We start from the raw sequence: 14,848 nt of genomic DNA on the forward strand, positions 1-14,848 counted from the left end.
CTGTTTTCGTGTAAAGATAAACCAACAGCCATGAGTGCATTAAAAGACATTTACTCTCCTGATTTTTATAACACATTTGCGGAAACGCTGGCCAAAACCATTCCCGATTTTGACAAGCAGCGCTTTCTTGAGCTGATTTTCGATGCGGAATTTGCGCAAAAAGAGCTAAAAGACCGCATGAGGCATACCACACGGGTACTGCATCATTTTCTGCCGACAGAATTTAGGGAGGCTGCTGTGTTGATTGAAAAGATTATCACTCAAATTCGTCAAAATAAAGAAAAAGAAGATAGCTTGGCGTACATCTTTTTCCCAGATTACATCGAAACCTATGGATTGGAAGACTACGAAAATTCGGTAAAAGCGATTGAATTTGTGACCCAATTTGTCAGTTGTGAGTTTGCCGTCAGGCCGTTTTTGTTGAGGTATGGCGACAAAATGATGAATCAAATGCACCAGTGGGCATTGCACAAAAGTCATAAAGTACGGCGGTTGGCCAGTGAAGGCAGCCGCCCACGTTTGCCTTGGGCGATGGCGATTCCTGCACTAAAAAAAGACCCTACTCCATGCATACTTTTGCTTGAACATCTAAAAAATGACCCTTCTGAATGGGTGCGCCGCAGTGTGGCCAATCATTTGAACGATATTTCAAAAGACCACCCCGATTTGGTACTGAAGGTGGCCAATGCATGGAAAGGCAAAACGAAAGAAACGGATGCCATTATCAAACACGCTTGTCGTACATTGCTAAAACAAGGCCACCGCGACGTATTGGCCCTGTATAACTTGGTGAGTGAGCAGGTTCATGTAGAAAACTTTTCGATTTTAGCCCCTAAAATCGCCATTGGGGATAGTTTGGAATTTACGTTTTCGATTATCAACCAAAATGAAAGTCATCACACGGTGCGCTTGGAATATGCGATTTATTACCAAAAGCAAAATGGCCAACTGTCGAAAAAAGTATTTAAAATAAGTGAGCGAGAATACGCACCCGCCGAACGGGCGACCATTAGAAGAAAACAAAAATTTGTGCCCATTACTACCCGAAAATTTTACCCCGGAATCCACCAGGTTTCGATTATTATCAACGGGGAAGAAAAGGAAATTACCGTTTTTGAATTGACGGCATAAACGTCATTTTGTGGATAGGTCTAAAAATCAAACTCCCCCGAAGAAGCTCTTTGGGGGAGTTTGATTTGAATCAATTCGATTCCTAGAAGTGGCGGTCACCTGCTTCGCGACGCCCTAGCATCACGGCGCCAATCATGGCAACTAAAAATAAAATAGAGGCCAATTCAAAAGGAAGTAAATAATCTTTGTATAAAACCTCACCGAGGCTTTCCACCATCCCCACTTGCGAGTCGAAGCTATACGCATTGAAAGCACCGAATTGTGTTTTGCGAAAAACGGCTACAAAAATCAAAAACAGGGTCCCGCCCGTTACCATCGCGGCAATTTTGGTCAAGTTGGTTTTTGATTCTTCGTCTTCCTGTTTGAGGTTCAGGAACATGATGACGAACAGGAACAATACCATGATGGCACCTGCGTAAACGATAATATTGACCGCTGCCAGAAATTGGGCGTTCAAAAGTACATAATGTCCTGATAAACAAAAGAATGTTGCAATCAGATACAACACGCTATGGATGGGATTTTTGGATAAAACCACCATCAAACCCGTCAGTATTGTCAAAAATGACAGGAAGTAAAAAAAGCCTGTTGCAGGCGTAAGATTATTTAAAAAGCCGGAAAAATCCATAATTAATTCAGTATCGGTTTATCAACCAATTTGTGTTAAGCGTATATTAATTTACCTTTAGGTTCGGGAATGTTACGTCCCAGCTCAATGGCTGTTTCGAGCCATTCACTAATGATTATTTCAGCGTTTTCTAATGCTTCTTTGTAGGTTTGCCCGTCAGCTATACAGCCCGGAAGCTCGGGGACTTCAGCAATAAAAGCTTCGTCATTTTGGCTCCAATAAATGATAATCTCGTATTTGGGGTTATTCATTTTCTTTTGGGCTTAACAATCGGTATTTTAAAATTATACTTCTTACCTGCTTGACTTGGTAGCCTTTTGCTTTTCCAGCCGAAGCAGATTGCAAATTAATAATTTCTTCAACACCTTCTTTTGAAAATATATGGTGGCTCCCTTTTATGCGTTCATCGAAGCCAAAGCGCACTAACAGTCGACAAAGCTCTTGGAAATCAATATTATTGTCAGCTAATCCACGAAGGATTTTGTCCAATAAATTTTCAAATTTTCCCAATCTTTAAAAATTACATTTGGGTTCTTGGTTCAGCCTCTACACCTTTCAAATCTTGCTCCCGTGCTTCTTCTTTGGTCCATGCTTTGCGCAGATAGCGGTTGTTCATGTTTTCGGCCAATAAATCTTTGCCCCAAATCACCTGGTCACGCTCGGTAAATACGGGTACAAATTCATCGTGGCGTAGGTAAATCGCTTGCTTAGGACAGGCTTCTTCGCACAAACCGCAGAAAATACAGCGTAGCATGTTGATTTCATACACAGCGGCGTATTTTTCTTCACGATAGAGTTTTTCTTCTCCCTTTTCGCGCTCAGCGGCTACCATCGAAATGGCTTCAGCAGGGCAGGCTACGGCGCACAATCCACAGGCGGTGCAACGTTCGCGTCCTTGTTCGTCACGCTTTAATACGTGACGCCCACGGAATACTGGGCCGAGAAACTGCTTCACTTCTGGGTATTGAATGGTTACTTTCTTCTGAAAAAAGTGCTTTATCGTAATCCCCAGACCAGTAGCGATAGCGGGCAGATAAATCCGCTCAGCAAAGGTCATTTGCTTATTGCTGACTTGCTTCGAACGATTTGTTAATTGCATATTTTTATGATTTAAGACGTTGGACTCCTTGGCGTTGGAATGCCAATGTCAAATCTTCCAAATTTATTTTAAGAAACTTATTATCAACGGCTTCAGGAATAGAATAGCTCCTCCCGTCAGAACAATATTGATCATGGCCAGCGGAATAAGTGCTTTCCAGCCCAAATTCATCAATTGGTCATAACGGAAACGTGGCAATGTCCAGCGTACCCACATGTAAAAGAATACGAAGAACAATGATTTTGCAAAAAATACCAAAGTCCCGATGAGCGTGCCCACGTTGTGTCCGGCTATTTCACCCAAAGAGCTCGTTAATTGTGCCTGAACCCAATCCATCCCGGGGTAGTTGTAACCACCAAAGTAAAGACTGGAAATCATGGCCGAAGAAACGAACATGTTGATGTATTCGGCAAAAAGATAAAAGCCTAATTTCATCGAACTGTACTCGGTGTGATAGCCACCAATCAGCTCGGTTTCGCACTCTGGTAAGTCAAAAGGAGTACGGTTACACTCCGCAAAAGCGCAAGTGATAAAAATAATAAAGCCGAGTGGTTGGTAGAAAATATTCCAATTGCCGCCGTGCTGCTGCTCCACAATGTGGCGAATCGAAAGAGAACCCGTCATCATCAAAATGGCGATAATGGCCAAACCCATCGAGATTTCGTAGCTGATGTTTTGGGATGCGGCACGAATGGCCCCTAACAACGAAAACTTATTGTTGGAAGCCCAACCGCCCACCATAATTCCGTACACACCCAGTGAAACCACGCCAAAAACGTACAGGATACCGATATTGACGTCAATTGCCTGCACGGGAATGTCCCAAACTTTGCCGGGTGCTGACTCATATTTTACGCTGTCGCCAAACGGAATAACGGCGCTCGTCATCAGAGCGGTCAACATCGAAAGACACGGGCCTAAAATAAAAAGCCACTTGCTGGCTTGTGAAGGGATGAAGTCTTCCTTGAAAAACATTTTAACGGCATCGGCAAGCGGTTGCAATAACCCAAACGGCCCCGCGCGGTTGGGACCGATACGGTCTTGCATGAAAGCCGCCACCTTACGTTCCCCGTAGGTTGAGTACATCGCTATCAAAAGCGTAATCCCAAAAATGAGCAATATAATAATTGCCTTAATGATAAGAGCGACGTCTATAGTCATAGTTAGTGGACGTTGGAGGTTAGAATCACTTTTCTTCTAACTCGTAATGTCAATTCAAAATTAATTATTCTCGGCGAGTGAACGCTGATTTGCTTTCGCGTTATTTTCTTTACTCAATTCTCGAATCGTGGTTCCATCAGTAATATACGGACGAGAATCGTCGATTTGTTTGTATTGGGCCTCGGCTACTTTCAAACCAAACGCTGGTTTTTTGAGATCTGCGCGGTATTTATTGGCCATAATGACCGAGTGACGCGAGATTTTGGTGGGGCCTTCAATCGTCCAATCGCTGGTTTTCTTACGTTCAAAACGACAGGTGTTGCAGATGAATTCTTTTACTTCACCCCATTCATTTTTACGGGCCGTTACCCGAATTACTTCGTCGCCTCGGTACCAAAGGGTTACATTTCCGCTGCATTTTTCGCAGTCGCAATGCGCTTCAACGGGTTTGCTGAACCACACGCGGCTTTTGAAACGGTAGGTTTTATCGGTCAAAGCGCCCACAGGGCATACGTCAATCACGTTGCCTGAAAAATCGTTGTCGATGGCTTTCTCGATATACGTACTGATTTCGGCGTGGTCGCCGCGATTCAATACGCCATGCACCCGTTTGTTGGTAATCTGGTCGGCCGTAAATACGCAACGATAACACAGAATACAGCGGGTCATGTGCAACTGCACATAAGGGCCGATGTCCTGTTTTTCAAACGTACGGCGTTCTTCTTCGTATCGGGTTGTAACGCGACCGTGCTCAAAAGCAAAATCCTGTAAATGACATTCGCCCGCCTGATCGCAAACTGGACAGTCGAGTGGGTGGTTAATCAACAAAAATTCAACGATTCCGCGACGTGTTTCTAGCACCGATTCGTTGGTTGTGTTTTCGACTACCATGCCATCCTGAACGGTGGTGATACACGAAGGTACCAATTTAGGCATGGGGCGAGGGTCTTTCGCTGACCCTGCGGTTACTTTCACCAAGCAAGCCCGGCACTTGCCTCCTGTTCCTTTAAGCGGCTCATAATAGCACATGGCAGGGGGGGCGTACTGCGGCCCTAACTGACGAGCAGCCTGCATAATAGTTGTTCCTGGCGGCACTTCGATTTCGATACCGTCGAATGTAATTTTGAACAACTGGGGTGCGGTATTTTCCATATTTTTAGTCAACTTCCTTTTTGAGTCAATGTTACACTAATTCCATGGCTCCGCGATAAACGGCTCCGGGCTGAGTGGCTTCGTGGGGATGCTTTACGTGCCACTCAAACTCATCACGGAAGTGACGAATGGCGGAGGCAACGGGCCATGCAGCGGCATCTCCAAGGGGACAAATAGTGTTTCCTTCAATCTTTTTAGCCACATCCACTAACAAATCAATGTCGTGCATGTTTCCTTTACCGTGTTCGATACGCTCAAGCACTTTGTCCATCCAACCCGTTCCTTCGCGGCAAGGCGAGCATTGTCCGCAGGATTCGTGGTGATAAAAACGGGCAAAAGTCCATGTATTTCGAACCACGCAGGAGGTTTCATCCATGGCAATAAAGCCCCCAGAACCAAGCATGGTACCAGTTGCAAAACCGCCGTCTGACAACGATTCATAGGTCATCAGGCGTTTATCGCCATTGGCAAGATTCAGAATAAGATTAGCGGGTAAAATGGGCACCGATGAACCACCCGCAATCACCGCTTTTAAGTGGTGACCTGGGCGAATTCCGCCGCACCATTCGTCGGCATAAATAAAATCTTCAACCGTAATTCCCAGCGGAATTTCGTATACACCGGGTTTATTGATGTGGCCAGAGGCCGAGATAAGTTTGGTTCCTGTACTGCGTCCAATTCCCAGAGAGGCGTAAGCTTCACCTCCATTGTTGACAATCCAAGGGGTATTGGCAATGGATTCTACGTTGTTAACAACAGTGGGGGATTGATAAAGTCCTTTTACGGCTGGGAACGGCGGTTTATTGCGGGGATTCCCGCGTTTGCCTTCCAGCGATTCCAACAATGCAGTTTCTTCGCCGCAGATGTAGGCACCGCCGCCAGGCTGCACGACCAACTCAAGGTCATAGCCCGAACCTAGTATGTTTTTTCCTAAAAAGCCCGCTGCTTTTGCTTCAGCAATGGCTTTTTCGAGAATTTGAATTACGTACATCAATTCGCCACGCACGTAAATAAATGACTTGTTGGCCCCAAGAGCAAAGCTGGATACGATCATTCCCTCAATCAAAAGGTGGGGAATTTCGCGCATCAAATAATGGTCTTTGAACGTTCCAGGTTCCGACTCGTCGGCGTTGCAGACTAAGTAGCGAGGTACACCTTCGGGTTTGGCCAAAAAGCTCCATTTCATCCCCATCGGGAATCCTGCGCCACCGCGACCGCGTACGCCCGATTTTTTGACTTCCTCCACAATTTCTTCGGGAGTCATTTTTTTCAATGCCTTTTCAACGGCGGTATAACCACCCATTTTGCGATAGACATCGAAGGTGTTGATACCGGGGACGTTGATATGTTCGGTGAGAATTTTAACTGCCATGATTAGGATTCAGAAAATCTGTTAGTCTTTACTCAATTCTTCAATTATTTCATCCACTTTTTCGTTGGTCAAATTCATGTAATATTTTTCACGAATCTGAAAAACAGGCCCCCAACCGCACGCGGCCAGACACTCCACTTCTTTGAGCGTAAACTTGCCGTCGGGAGTGGTTTCACCAGTCTCAATGCCCAACTTTTGCTTTAAGTGTCCATATACATCTTCTCCGCCCATCAGGCAGCAAGGACCTGTACGGCAATATTCTATCACGTGTTTGCCAACTGGGTCAAGGTGAAACATTGTATAGAACGAAGCTACTTCGTATACTTCAATCGGTAAAATGGAAAGCAAACCAGCAACATAATCCATTACGTCAGAACTAACCCAACCGTATTGTTCCTGTGCAAGGTGCAGCAACGGTAGAAGGGCGGATTTTTGTTTACCAGCAGGGTAACGAGCGATGATTTCCTGCGCTTTGGCAAGCCGCTCAGGGGTAAAAGTGATGGGGGTGGTGGTATCGGTCATTTTCTAAGTCAATTAAGCATCCAGCTCTCCTGCAATCACGTTTAAACTACTCATGGTGACAATGGCGTCGGAGATGGTACTGCCAACACACATTTCAGGGTAAGCCTGATAATAAATAAAGCATGGACGACGGAAATGCAAACGGTAAGGCGTACGGCCGCCGTCGCTGAGGAGGTAGAAACCTAACTCTCCGTTGCCGCCTTCTACGGCGTGATAAACTTCACCGACTGGTGCTTCGATTTCGCCCATCACGATTTTAAAGTGATAGATGAGGGCTTCCATACTGCGGTATACTTCCTTCTTGGGAGGTAGATAGAACTCAGGAGCGTCGGCGTAATAAGGCCCTTCGGGAAGGTTTTTCATGGCTTGCTCAATAATGCGGAGACTTTGCCACATTTCTTCGTTGCGAACCATGTATCGGTCGTACGTATCGCCGTGTTGTCCTACGGGAATATCAAATTCAAAATCTTCATAAGATGAATAAGGGCTCATTACCCGTACGTCATAATCCACGCCCGCCGCCCGCAAGTTGGGCCCCGTAAACCCGTAGCTCATCGCTCGCTCGGCCGAAATTCCGCCCACGCCGATGGTACGGTCCATAAAAATACGGTTACGGTTAAAGAGCCTTTCAAACTCTTTAAGAACTGGTGGAAATGTTTTGAGGAAGTCGTTGATTTTACGAATGGCAGTAGTGCTCAAATCGCGCTCCATACCACCCACACGCCCCATGTTGGTCGTCAGGCGGGCACCGCATACTTCTTCGTATATCTCATAAATATCTTCGCGTTTTTCGTACAAGTACAGAAAGCCCGTAAATGCCCCCGTATCTACGCCCAAAATACCGTTACAAACGATGTGGTCGGCGATACGGGCCAATTCCATCATAATAACCCGGATGTACTGGGCGCGTTTGGGTACTTCAATACTAAGGAGTTTTTCGACCGTCATGTGCCATCCCATGTTGTTGATGGGGGAGGAGCAATAATTCATGCGGTCGGTGAGGGTGGTAATCTGATAAAACGGTCGGCGCTCGGCTATTTTTTCAAATGCACGGTGGATGTACCCGACGGTTTGCTCACCCGCCACAATTTTTTCGCCATCCATGGTCAGCACGTTCTGAAAAATACCGTGCGTGGCTGGGTGGGTGGGGCCTAGGTTAAGGGTAGTAAGTTCGTTGACGTATTGTACCTTTTCGCCTTGAGCGAGGTCGGCGGTATCTTTGGGGGCAACTGCAGTTTCTGTCATTTTTTTGGACTTAGGATGTTGAACAATAAACGTTGATGAGCAGCGTCGATGTTCAATGTCAAACGTCTTAAAGGTTATCTTCCAAACAAAGCATCAATTTTATCTTCACGCGTTGGATCTTCGAGGGGATATTCTTTGCGCATTGGGAAATAATCCATTTCGTCCATGTTCAGAATGCGCTTTAGATTGGGGTGCCCATCAAACAAAATTCCGAAAAAATCATACGTTTCGCGTTCCATCCAGTTGGCAGAGGCAAACAAGCCCGTTGCCGTTGGAATATGAACATCGGCCTCCGCCAGAAAAACTTTGATGCGGATTCGGAAGTTGTGAATGAAACTATGCGTATGGTAAACTACACAAAATTCCTGACCAACCTTGTCAGGATAATGGATAGCCATTATGTCGGTGAGAAAATTTACCTGAAATTGGGGGTGCGCCTTTAAGTACTCCAACATTGGGATAATTTGTTCCCTCGTTGTACTGAAAGTAAGCATTCCAAACGGCTCTTCAAAATCGAACACGTCGTCTCCAAATTTCCTGATGATTTCTTCGGCTACAGATTGGTTTGTAAGCATAGTTACTTGAGATGTTAATTCTTAACCCTAAGATGGTTAATGAATAACGTTTAACTTTTTACTGAATGTTATAAGAGGCCAACAACGCTTGGTATTCAGGCCCGTTGCGACGGCGAAGCGACTCATTATGGGTTAGCTCGCGTACCTGCATAATTCCTTCCAAAATTTGTTCGGGGCGGGGCGGGCAGCCGGGAACGTACACATCAACTGGAATAACCCGGTCAATCCCCTGCAATACACTGTAGGTATCAAAAATCCCGCCGCTAGATGCACAGGCACCGATGGCAATTACCCAACGAGGTTCGGCCATCTGAAGATATACCTGCTTCAGGATGGGGGCCATTTTTTTTGCGATGGTTCCCGCTACCAGCAGCATATCAGCCTGACGCGGAGAAAAGCTCGGACGCTCCGACCCAAAACGGGCCAAATCGTAACGAGATGCCATTGTAGACATAAACTCGATGCCGCAGCAAGATGTAGCAAACGGCAGGGGCCACAACGAGTGGCTGCGGGCCAACCCCACAACTTTATCAAATGAGGTGGCGAAGAAACCCGAGCCTTCGTAGCCTTCGGGTGCTTCTACTATTTTAATATCTTGTGTCATGTTTTTCTTTCGTTATTTCACTAGCCGATGGCCTGAATGAACAAGTCTTATTTCAGTAACTGATTCCGACTGTTGATGGTTTTAGTTTACTTTTCCCACTCCAATACTCCTTTGCGGATAATGTAGTAAAAACCTGCTAACAGCAGTCCCATAAACAGAATCATTTCGACAAAGCCATCGCTGCCGAGTTTGATAAAATTGACCGCCCAAGGGTACATAAAAATGACCTCTACATCAAACAAAACGAATAAAATGGCGACCAAAAAATACTTGATGGATATGGGGGTGCGGGCGTCTCCCTGAGACTCAATACCACACTCAAAGGCTTCATCTTTCAGTTTGCTGTTACGCTTAGGGCCGATGGCATGCGTGACGAGCATCGTGCCCACGATAAAAGCGAGCGCAAGACCAAGTTGAATCAAAATGGGGAGATAATCGGAGGGTAAGTAATTCATTACGGTTTGGTGATTGGTTGATGCAGGTTAGATAACCCAAAGTTACAACTGTCGTTTAATCAAACCAAATGTTTGTACACAGGTTTTAAAACGACGACGTAAAATTAATAAGAAAGGCTTCTGCAACACGCAGAAGCCCCAAAAATATCAATTATCAATGATAATTCTTTTAGATTGTTTAAGCGTCGTTGAAGATAATTTAAGAATATAAGCTCCTTCATTGACATAACTGAGGTCAATTTCTTTGCGAATTTTCAAATCAGGGAATTTGCCAGAGTAAACAACCTGCCCGCTCAACGACGTGACGGTGATTTCAACATCGGTTAAATCTTCGAGCGTTTCAATCGCGACTTTGCCCAAACGACTTGGGTTTGGGTAAACCACTAGCCCATCAGCGGTTTCTCCGGTAGGTTGGTACAGTACCGCAGCTGAAAAAGGAGAAAGGCAAGTACGGGCACTTCCACCGGAATTGGCCACAAATGTCACCCGTGAGCGCGTTGTAAATTCGCCCGTTTGGGTTACTTTAATGGCCGACTCAGTGGCGGTAAGGCTTCGACCTCCTTGTCGCCAATCCCACGTAATGTTTGAGACTTTTGTGTCGGCAAATGAAAATATAGTACTATCTGGCGTGGCCTGAACACTGTAAGGACCCGACTGGATGAGCTTTGGGGCTTTAATACTGATGGTTTTAACAGTCACTGGGGCAGAAAGAGTAGGTGAACTGCATCCATATATATTGCTAAGACGGGCGGTGTAGGTGCCTGGCGTTTTTACGTTGATGGTTCGGCCAGTGAGGCCATTGCTCCAAGTGACGGTATTGACCGATGAAACATTCACGGTTAAGGCAATCGAAGAGTCGGCGCAAATGATTTGTTCGCCGCTTGGCGTAATCACTGGATCGGGAAGCCTTACGGAGGGGTCTGTTACGACCAATGCTGGCGTGAGATAAGTATTACCTGCATTGTCTTTCATCGTTACCTGATAGGTGCCTGCTCCCTGTACTGTGATGGTTTGGGTGGTTTCTCCGTTTGCCCATCGGTAGGAGACAAAGCCATCGGGCGCTTTGACATTAAAACTAACGTTGCCAGCATTGCACGTAACGGTAAGCGGTCGGGCGGGGCGGGGCGACACTGGAACCACAGTAGCAAAAAAGCTGGGTTGTAAGGAGTTATCCCATGCTTGGGCTAAGTCCGTTAACCCTTGTCCTTGAAAGTGTACTAAATCAAGGGAGCCATTGATGGGGTTAGTAAGTGGCCTAGGAACTTGAATATTATCAGTGAACGGACCTGGGTAGGATTTATTAAAAGGAATATTGATGATGGCCGTTTGGGCATCTATTACCGATTGGGACGTAAATGAGCTGGTATTGATGGCATACCGAGAGGTGCGGGATAACACCCACGGCAAAGAAGAAAGCACTTCGCCTTGTTCGATACGGGCCACGTTTACCAAGCCCTGCAGAGAACTTTGATACGCATCTTTCGTTACATTGGCGGCAGCATCATTTTCCCCTTGCAACCATAATACCGACCGTAGGCCTAGAATAGAACCGTAATATTGGAGGGCATTTTTTAAGTTGAGATAAGGCATTCCCGCTGGTAAATCCTCGTTTACTCGGTTTTTAACCGTTTTGCCATTGGCCGAATCCAACCAGTTTTGCGTAGAGGTATCAATCCATCCCGCATTCATAAACAAGATAGGAACGTTTAATTTTCTGGCTAATAAATCCCCCAAAGGTCCCCAGCACCACGCACTGCGGCCGCGCGGACCAATTACCCCCTCAGCGGTGAGCCGGGTGAATGAAAACGTGAGGTTGTTGGTTCGGTCGGAGTTTTGATTATCCCAAGTGATGGTATTTACGCGGTCGTCGTTGACAGCAGGAGCGCCAAAGCCGAAAAAGCCCTGTGCATTTGATTGACCAGCAATCAAAAATACCTCGCCGACGCCCAACTTAGCGAGGGCATCGCGACCCACTTCTACGCCCCCGAAAAACGCCCTGACTTCGAGCGTATACCAACCGCCCCGGCCAGTCAAAGAGCCTAAAAATACACCGCCTTTGGGATTGGATTCGATGGTAGTCCAGTCGGTGGCTTGACCTTGACCCGCCGAAACTGGAACAAGACGGGCTTCAATGCGGTCAACCGCCTGCGTATAATAACCCCCGATGGAGATGGAAGCTTGGTTTGCGTTGTTACGTTGAAAAACGGCCCGTTCTACTGGGAACGTAATTTTTATCTGAGCTGTCAACGTACCTACTGTTAATAAAATGACTAATAACACATTCAAGCAGCGCCAATAGGTAGTGTTTTTTTGCATCATAATGTAAGGGTAACTTTAAGAGTTTTGGTGTTTTTGCCGCGCAAATTTAAGATTATAACAATACTTTTCACACACGATAATAAAGATATTATGGTTTGAACGCATGATTCACTAAATTTGTCCCCTCATTTTACTTATCGGTTATTATGTTTGAAAGCTTACAGGATAAATTAAACAAAGCCATTCGGACCCTTAAAGGGAAAGATAGAATATCAGATATTAACGTAGCAGCAACGACCAAAGAAGTGCGCCGAGCATTGGTAGATGCCGACGTTAACTTCAAAGTTGCCAAAGAAATTACGGATAAAATAAGAGAAAAAGCCCTCGACCAAAAAATCCTGATTGCGGTTGAGCCGGGGCAAATGTTCGTAAAAATTGTCCATGAAGAGCTGACTGCGCTCATGGGTGGACAGGCCGAAGCCATCAATATCAAAGGCGACCCCGCCGTTATTTTGATTGCGGGTTTGCAAGGGTCAGGTAAAACTACTTTTTCTGGAAAACTAGCTTACATGCTGAAGCGTCAGGGGCGCCAGGTGCTGTTGGCGGCTTGCGATATTTACCGCCCAGCGGCGATTGACCAGTTGAAGGTATTGGGAGAACAAATTGGCGTTGAGGTCTATTCGGAACCAGATAGTAAAAATGCCGTTTCGATTGCCCAAAATGCGGTTGCTCACGCCAAAAAGTCAGGCAAGAAGATTGTCATTGTCGATACCGCCGGTCGTTTGGCCGTAGACGAGGTGATGATGCAGGAGGTGGAAAACATCAAATCTTCCATCAAACCGAGCGAAATCCTCTTTGTGGTTGACTCAATGACGGGCCAAGACGCGGTCAATACGGCCAAAACCTTTAATGAGCGCCTGAATTTTGACGGTGTGGTGCTGACCAAATTGGACGGTGATGCCCGCGGTGGAGCGGCCCTTTCGATTCGGCAGATTGTGGACAAACCCATCAAATATATTTCGACGGGCGAAAAAATGGAAGCCCTTGATAGCTTCTACCCCGATCGTATGGCTAGTCGGATTTTGGGCATGGGCGACGTGCTTTCGTTGGTAGAACGCGCGCAGCAAGCCTTTGACGAAGACGAAGCCAAGCGCATCAACGCTAAGATGCGGGCCAACAAATTTGACTTTAATGACTTTTTAGGGCAATTGCAACAAATCAAAAAGATGGGTAACGTCAAAGATTTGTTGGGGATGATTCCGGGGATGGGGTCGGCCATGAAAGACATGGAAATCGACAACGACTCGTTCAAGCCCATTGAAGCCATCATTCATTCCATGACTCCCAAAGAGCGCGAAAACCCCGATGTGATTGACGGAAGTCGCAAAAAACGCATTGCAGGCGGTAGCGGAACGTCACTTCAGCAAGTCAACAACCTGCTCAAGCAGTTTGACGAAATGCGGAAGATGATGAAGAAAATGAACACGATGGAAAAAATGGGAAAACTGAAGGTGAAGTAACAAAGAATAGAGTAAAAAAGTGATTGTAGCCGTTGCTCTTATGATAAAGGTATATTTTCAGTCATCATTCCCCGACCAAAAAAGACGTTGGTCGGGGATTTTTTTGGTATTGTTTGGATTAAGTGCCACAGCAAATGCCCAGTCCATCGGATATTATCCCTGGAACGGATTGCTGTCTGTCAGTACCAATCCTGTTAAGCCCGTTTGGATGGATGTTCGGCTTCAGACCAACACGCTTTTTGGAAGTTTAAGTACCGAAATTCTGCCGATGGTCAACCTTTCTCGCAAGGAAAACTATCAGGTGTATTTGGGGGGGGGATTCGTTTTAATTTCATTGGGGTGCTTGCCAACCAGACCAACAATATCGTGGAAGGGTATTCGCTCAATATTGGCACACGCGTAGCGCCGTTTAAATCGGTACCCAACGTGCGGGTTGCGTTTGAACTGGCTCCTTATGTGGTGCGGAAATTTGATTCTGGCGTTTTAAAAAGTAACCTTGGCGTTGTGTACACTTTTGGACGGAAAGAGTAGCTACTTTATTTTAATTCATAATGGCTGAGATTGCATTTTATGGTTTTTCGGCGCTGTCTATCGGTGCGGCATTGACGATACTATTTACCCGCAATGTTATGTATGCTGCGCTTTGCCTTTTTCTGGCGTTGTTGGGTGTTGCGGCGCTGTTTGTGCTGGCGGGGGCTGATTTTTTGGCCATTACGCAAATCTTAATTTATGTAGGTGGCGTGTTGGTTTTGCTTATCTTCGGGATTATGCTCACTTATCGTCCCGACCGCGAAAGCAACCAAAAGAAAAACCTTGTGCTTACTACTCACCTGAATCAATTTTGGGGCGGGCTAGTGGCTTTGGGTATTTTTGGTGTGTTGTTTTGGATTATTCTCAATGCCAATTTTATGATTATCCACTCGCCGCAGTTGGCAGAGTTTACGCCGCAACGATCTACGTTAAGAACCATTGGAGTTCACCTGATGACTACGCACGTATGGGCTTTTGAGGTTGCGGGGCTTTTGTTGTTGATGGCTCTGGTGGGGGCGGCCTATATTGCGGCACAGCGTGAGAAATGAGGGACGCAAACCTCTGATTTATACTCACTCAAAGTCGTAGAGGTTA

General features: G+C 46.0%; 17 protein-coding genes. 4 read left to right on the top strand and 13 right to left on the bottom strand.

Features of this window, described 5'->3' with window-relative positions; translation table 11 throughout:
- The first annotated feature begins 30 nt into the window (after positions 1-30).
- A complete protein-coding gene (locus DR864_RS26135) occupies positions 31-1,131 on the top strand; it encodes a DNA alkylation repair protein (protein WP_114069731.1) in 1,101 nt (366 codons plus the stop codon).
- A gap of 82 nt (positions 1,132-1,213) precedes the next feature.
- Here the strand turns inward: DR864_RS26135 and DR864_RS26140 are convergent, their stop codons facing one another.
- The 13 genes from DR864_RS26140 to DR864_RS26200 form a co-directional block, all read right to left on the bottom strand.
- Positions 1,214-1,759, bottom strand: a complete 546-nt coding sequence (locus DR864_RS26140; RefSeq protein WP_114069732.1) for an NADH-quinone oxidoreductase subunit J family protein — start codon at positions 1,757-1,759, stop codon at positions 1,214-1,216.
- A gap of 35 nt (positions 1,760-1,794) precedes the next feature.
- Positions 1,795-2,010 carry a type II toxin-antitoxin system HicB family antitoxin gene (locus DR864_RS26145; protein WP_114069733.1) on the bottom strand — a complete coding sequence of 72 codons (216 nt, stop codon included), beginning with the start codon at positions 2,008-2,010 and terminating at the stop codon, positions 1,795-1,797.
- Positions 2,003-2,269, bottom strand: coding sequence for a type II toxin-antitoxin system HicA family toxin (locus DR864_RS26150; RefSeq protein ID WP_114069734.1), 267 nt, complete (start codon positions 2,267-2,269; stop codon positions 2,003-2,005). Before DR864_RS26150 ends, DR864_RS26145 begins: the two co-directional genes overlap by 8 nt.
- 10 nt (positions 2,270-2,279) lie before the next feature.
- Positions 2,280-2,858, bottom strand: a complete 579-nt coding sequence (locus tag DR864_RS26155) for a NuoI/complex I 23 kDa subunit family protein (protein ID WP_114069735.1) — start codon at positions 2,856-2,858, stop codon at positions 2,280-2,282.
- 63 nt (positions 2,859-2,921) lie between these two features.
- Complete coding sequence (gene nuoH, locus DR864_RS26160) at positions 2,922-4,019, bottom strand: NADH-quinone oxidoreductase subunit NuoH (RefSeq protein ID WP_114069736.1); 1,098 nt, start codon at positions 4,017-4,019, stop codon at positions 2,922-2,924.
- 60 nt (positions 4,020-4,079) lie between these two features.
- Entirely contained in the window at positions 4,080-5,171 is a 1,092-nt protein-coding gene (locus tag DR864_RS26165; RefSeq protein WP_114069737.1) for an NADH-quinone oxidoreductase subunit G, read from the bottom strand.
- A 31-nt stretch (positions 5,172-5,202) separates the two neighbouring features.
- The gene (gene nuoF, locus DR864_RS26170; protein ID WP_114069738.1) at positions 5,203-6,543 is read right to left on the bottom strand and encodes an NADH-quinone oxidoreductase subunit NuoF; all 1,341 of its coding nucleotides are present in this window, start codon (positions 6,541-6,543) and stop codon (positions 5,203-5,205) included.
- Positions 6,544-6,564: 21 nt separating this feature from the next.
- A complete protein-coding gene (locus DR864_RS26175; protein WP_114069739.1) occupies positions 6,565-7,065 on the bottom strand; it encodes an NADH-quinone oxidoreductase subunit NuoE family protein in 501 nt (166 codons plus the stop codon).
- Between the two features lie 12 nt (positions 7,066-7,077).
- Positions 7,078-8,310 carry an NADH dehydrogenase (quinone) subunit D gene (gene nuoD / locus DR864_RS26180; protein ID WP_114069740.1) on the bottom strand — a complete coding sequence of 411 codons (1,233 nt, stop codon included), beginning with the start codon at positions 8,308-8,310 and terminating at the stop codon, positions 7,078-7,080.
- 74 nt (positions 8,311-8,384) lie between these two features.
- The gene (locus tag DR864_RS26185; protein WP_114069741.1) at positions 8,385-8,885 is read right to left on the bottom strand and encodes an NADH-quinone oxidoreductase subunit C; all 501 of its coding nucleotides are present in this window, start codon (positions 8,883-8,885) and stop codon (positions 8,385-8,387) included.
- A 58-nt stretch (positions 8,886-8,943) separates the two neighbouring features.
- On the bottom strand, positions 8,944-9,489 hold the full coding sequence (locus DR864_RS26190) for an NADH-quinone oxidoreductase subunit B (RefSeq protein ID WP_114069742.1): 546 nt from the start codon (positions 9,487-9,489) through the stop codon (positions 8,944-8,946).
- A gap of 86 nt (positions 9,490-9,575) precedes the next feature.
- Positions 9,576-9,944, bottom strand: a complete 369-nt coding sequence (locus DR864_RS26195; protein ID WP_114069743.1) for an NADH-quinone oxidoreductase subunit A — start codon at positions 9,942-9,944, stop codon at positions 9,576-9,578.
- Positions 9,945-10,091: 147 nt separating this feature from the next.
- The gene (locus DR864_RS26200; protein ID WP_114069744.1) at positions 10,092-12,263 is read right to left on the bottom strand and encodes a T9SS type A sorting domain-containing protein; all 2,172 of its coding nucleotides are present in this window, start codon (positions 12,261-12,263) and stop codon (positions 10,092-10,094) included.
- A 146-nt stretch (positions 12,264-12,409) separates the two neighbouring features.
- Between DR864_RS26200 and ffh the strand changes: the two genes are divergently transcribed.
- The 3 genes from ffh (at position 12,410) to DR864_RS26215 (ending at position 14,802) form a co-directional block, all read left to right on the top strand.
- Positions 12,410-13,723 (top strand): signal recognition particle protein, encoded by a 1,314-nt coding sequence (gene ffh, locus DR864_RS26205; protein ID WP_114069745.1) that lies wholly within the window; start codon positions 12,410-12,412, stop codon positions 13,721-13,723.
- 204 nt (positions 13,724-13,927) lie between these two features.
- On the top strand, positions 13,928-14,254 hold the full coding sequence (locus DR864_RS26210; RefSeq protein ID WP_310587547.1) for a hypothetical protein: 327 nt from the start codon (positions 13,928-13,930) through the stop codon (positions 14,252-14,254).
- 20 nt (positions 14,255-14,274) lie between these two features.
- Complete coding sequence (locus DR864_RS26215; RefSeq protein WP_114069746.1) at positions 14,275-14,802, top strand: NADH-quinone oxidoreductase subunit J family protein; 528 nt, start codon at positions 14,275-14,277, stop codon at positions 14,800-14,802.
- Positions 14,803-14,848: the final 46 nt, after the last annotated feature.

It is taken from the genome of Runella rosea (assembly GCF_003325355.1).
GTDB classification, from domain to species: Bacteria; Bacteroidota; Bacteroidia; order Cytophagales; family Spirosomataceae; genus Runella; species Runella rosea.

Excerpts from the sequence above, each read along its gene's own strand:
- nuoD (WP_114069740.1), bottom strand. The coding sequence starts at position 8,310 with ATGACAGAAACTGCAGTTGCCCCCAAAGATACCGCCGACCTCGCTCAA.
- DR864_RS26145 (WP_114069733.1), bottom strand. The coding sequence starts at position 2,010 with ATGAATAACCCCAAATACGAGATTATCATTTATTGGAGCCAAAATGAC.
- DR864_RS26155 (WP_114069735.1), bottom strand. The coding sequence starts at position 2,858 with ATGCAATTAACAAATCGTTCGAAGCAAGTCAGCAATAAGCAAATGACC.
- nuoH (WP_114069736.1), bottom strand. The coding sequence starts at position 4,019 with ATGACTATAGACGTCGCTCTTATCATTAAGGCAATTATTATATTGCTC.
- ffh (WP_114069745.1), top strand. The coding sequence starts at position 12,410 with ATGTTTGAAAGCTTACAGGATAAATTAAACAAAGCCATTCGGACCCTT.
- nuoF (WP_114069738.1), bottom strand. The coding sequence starts at position 6,543 with ATGGCAGTTAAAATTCTCACCGAACATATCAACGTCCCCGGTATCAAC.
- DR864_RS26175 (WP_114069739.1), bottom strand. The coding sequence starts at position 7,065 with ATGACCGATACCACCACCCCCATCACTTTTACCCCTGAGCGGCTTGCC.
- DR864_RS26140 (WP_114069732.1), bottom strand. The coding sequence starts at position 1,759 with ATGGATTTTTCCGGCTTTTTAAATAATCTTACGCCTGCAACAGGCTTT.
- DR864_RS26185 (WP_114069741.1), bottom strand. The coding sequence starts at position 8,885 with ATGCTTACAAACCAATCTGTAGCCGAAGAAATCATCAGGAAATTTGGA.
- DR864_RS26135 (WP_114069731.1), top strand. The coding sequence starts at position 31 with ATGAGTGCATTAAAAGACATTTACTCTCCTGATTTTTATAACACATTT.
- DR864_RS26165 (WP_114069737.1), bottom strand. The coding sequence starts at position 5,171 with ATGGAAAATACCGCACCCCAGTTGTTCAAAATTACATTCGACGGTATC.
- DR864_RS26215 (WP_114069746.1), top strand. The coding sequence starts at position 14,275 with ATGGCTGAGATTGCATTTTATGGTTTTTCGGCGCTGTCTATCGGTGCG.
- DR864_RS26195 (WP_114069743.1), bottom strand. The coding sequence starts at position 9,944 with ATGAATTACTTACCCTCCGATTATCTCCCCATTTTGATTCAACTTGGT.
- DR864_RS26190 (WP_114069742.1), bottom strand. The coding sequence starts at position 9,489 with ATGACACAAGATATTAAAATAGTAGAAGCACCCGAAGGCTACGAAGGC.
- DR864_RS26200 (WP_114069744.1), bottom strand. The coding sequence starts at position 12,263 with ATGATGCAAAAAAACACTACCTATTGGCGCTGCTTGAATGTGTTATTA.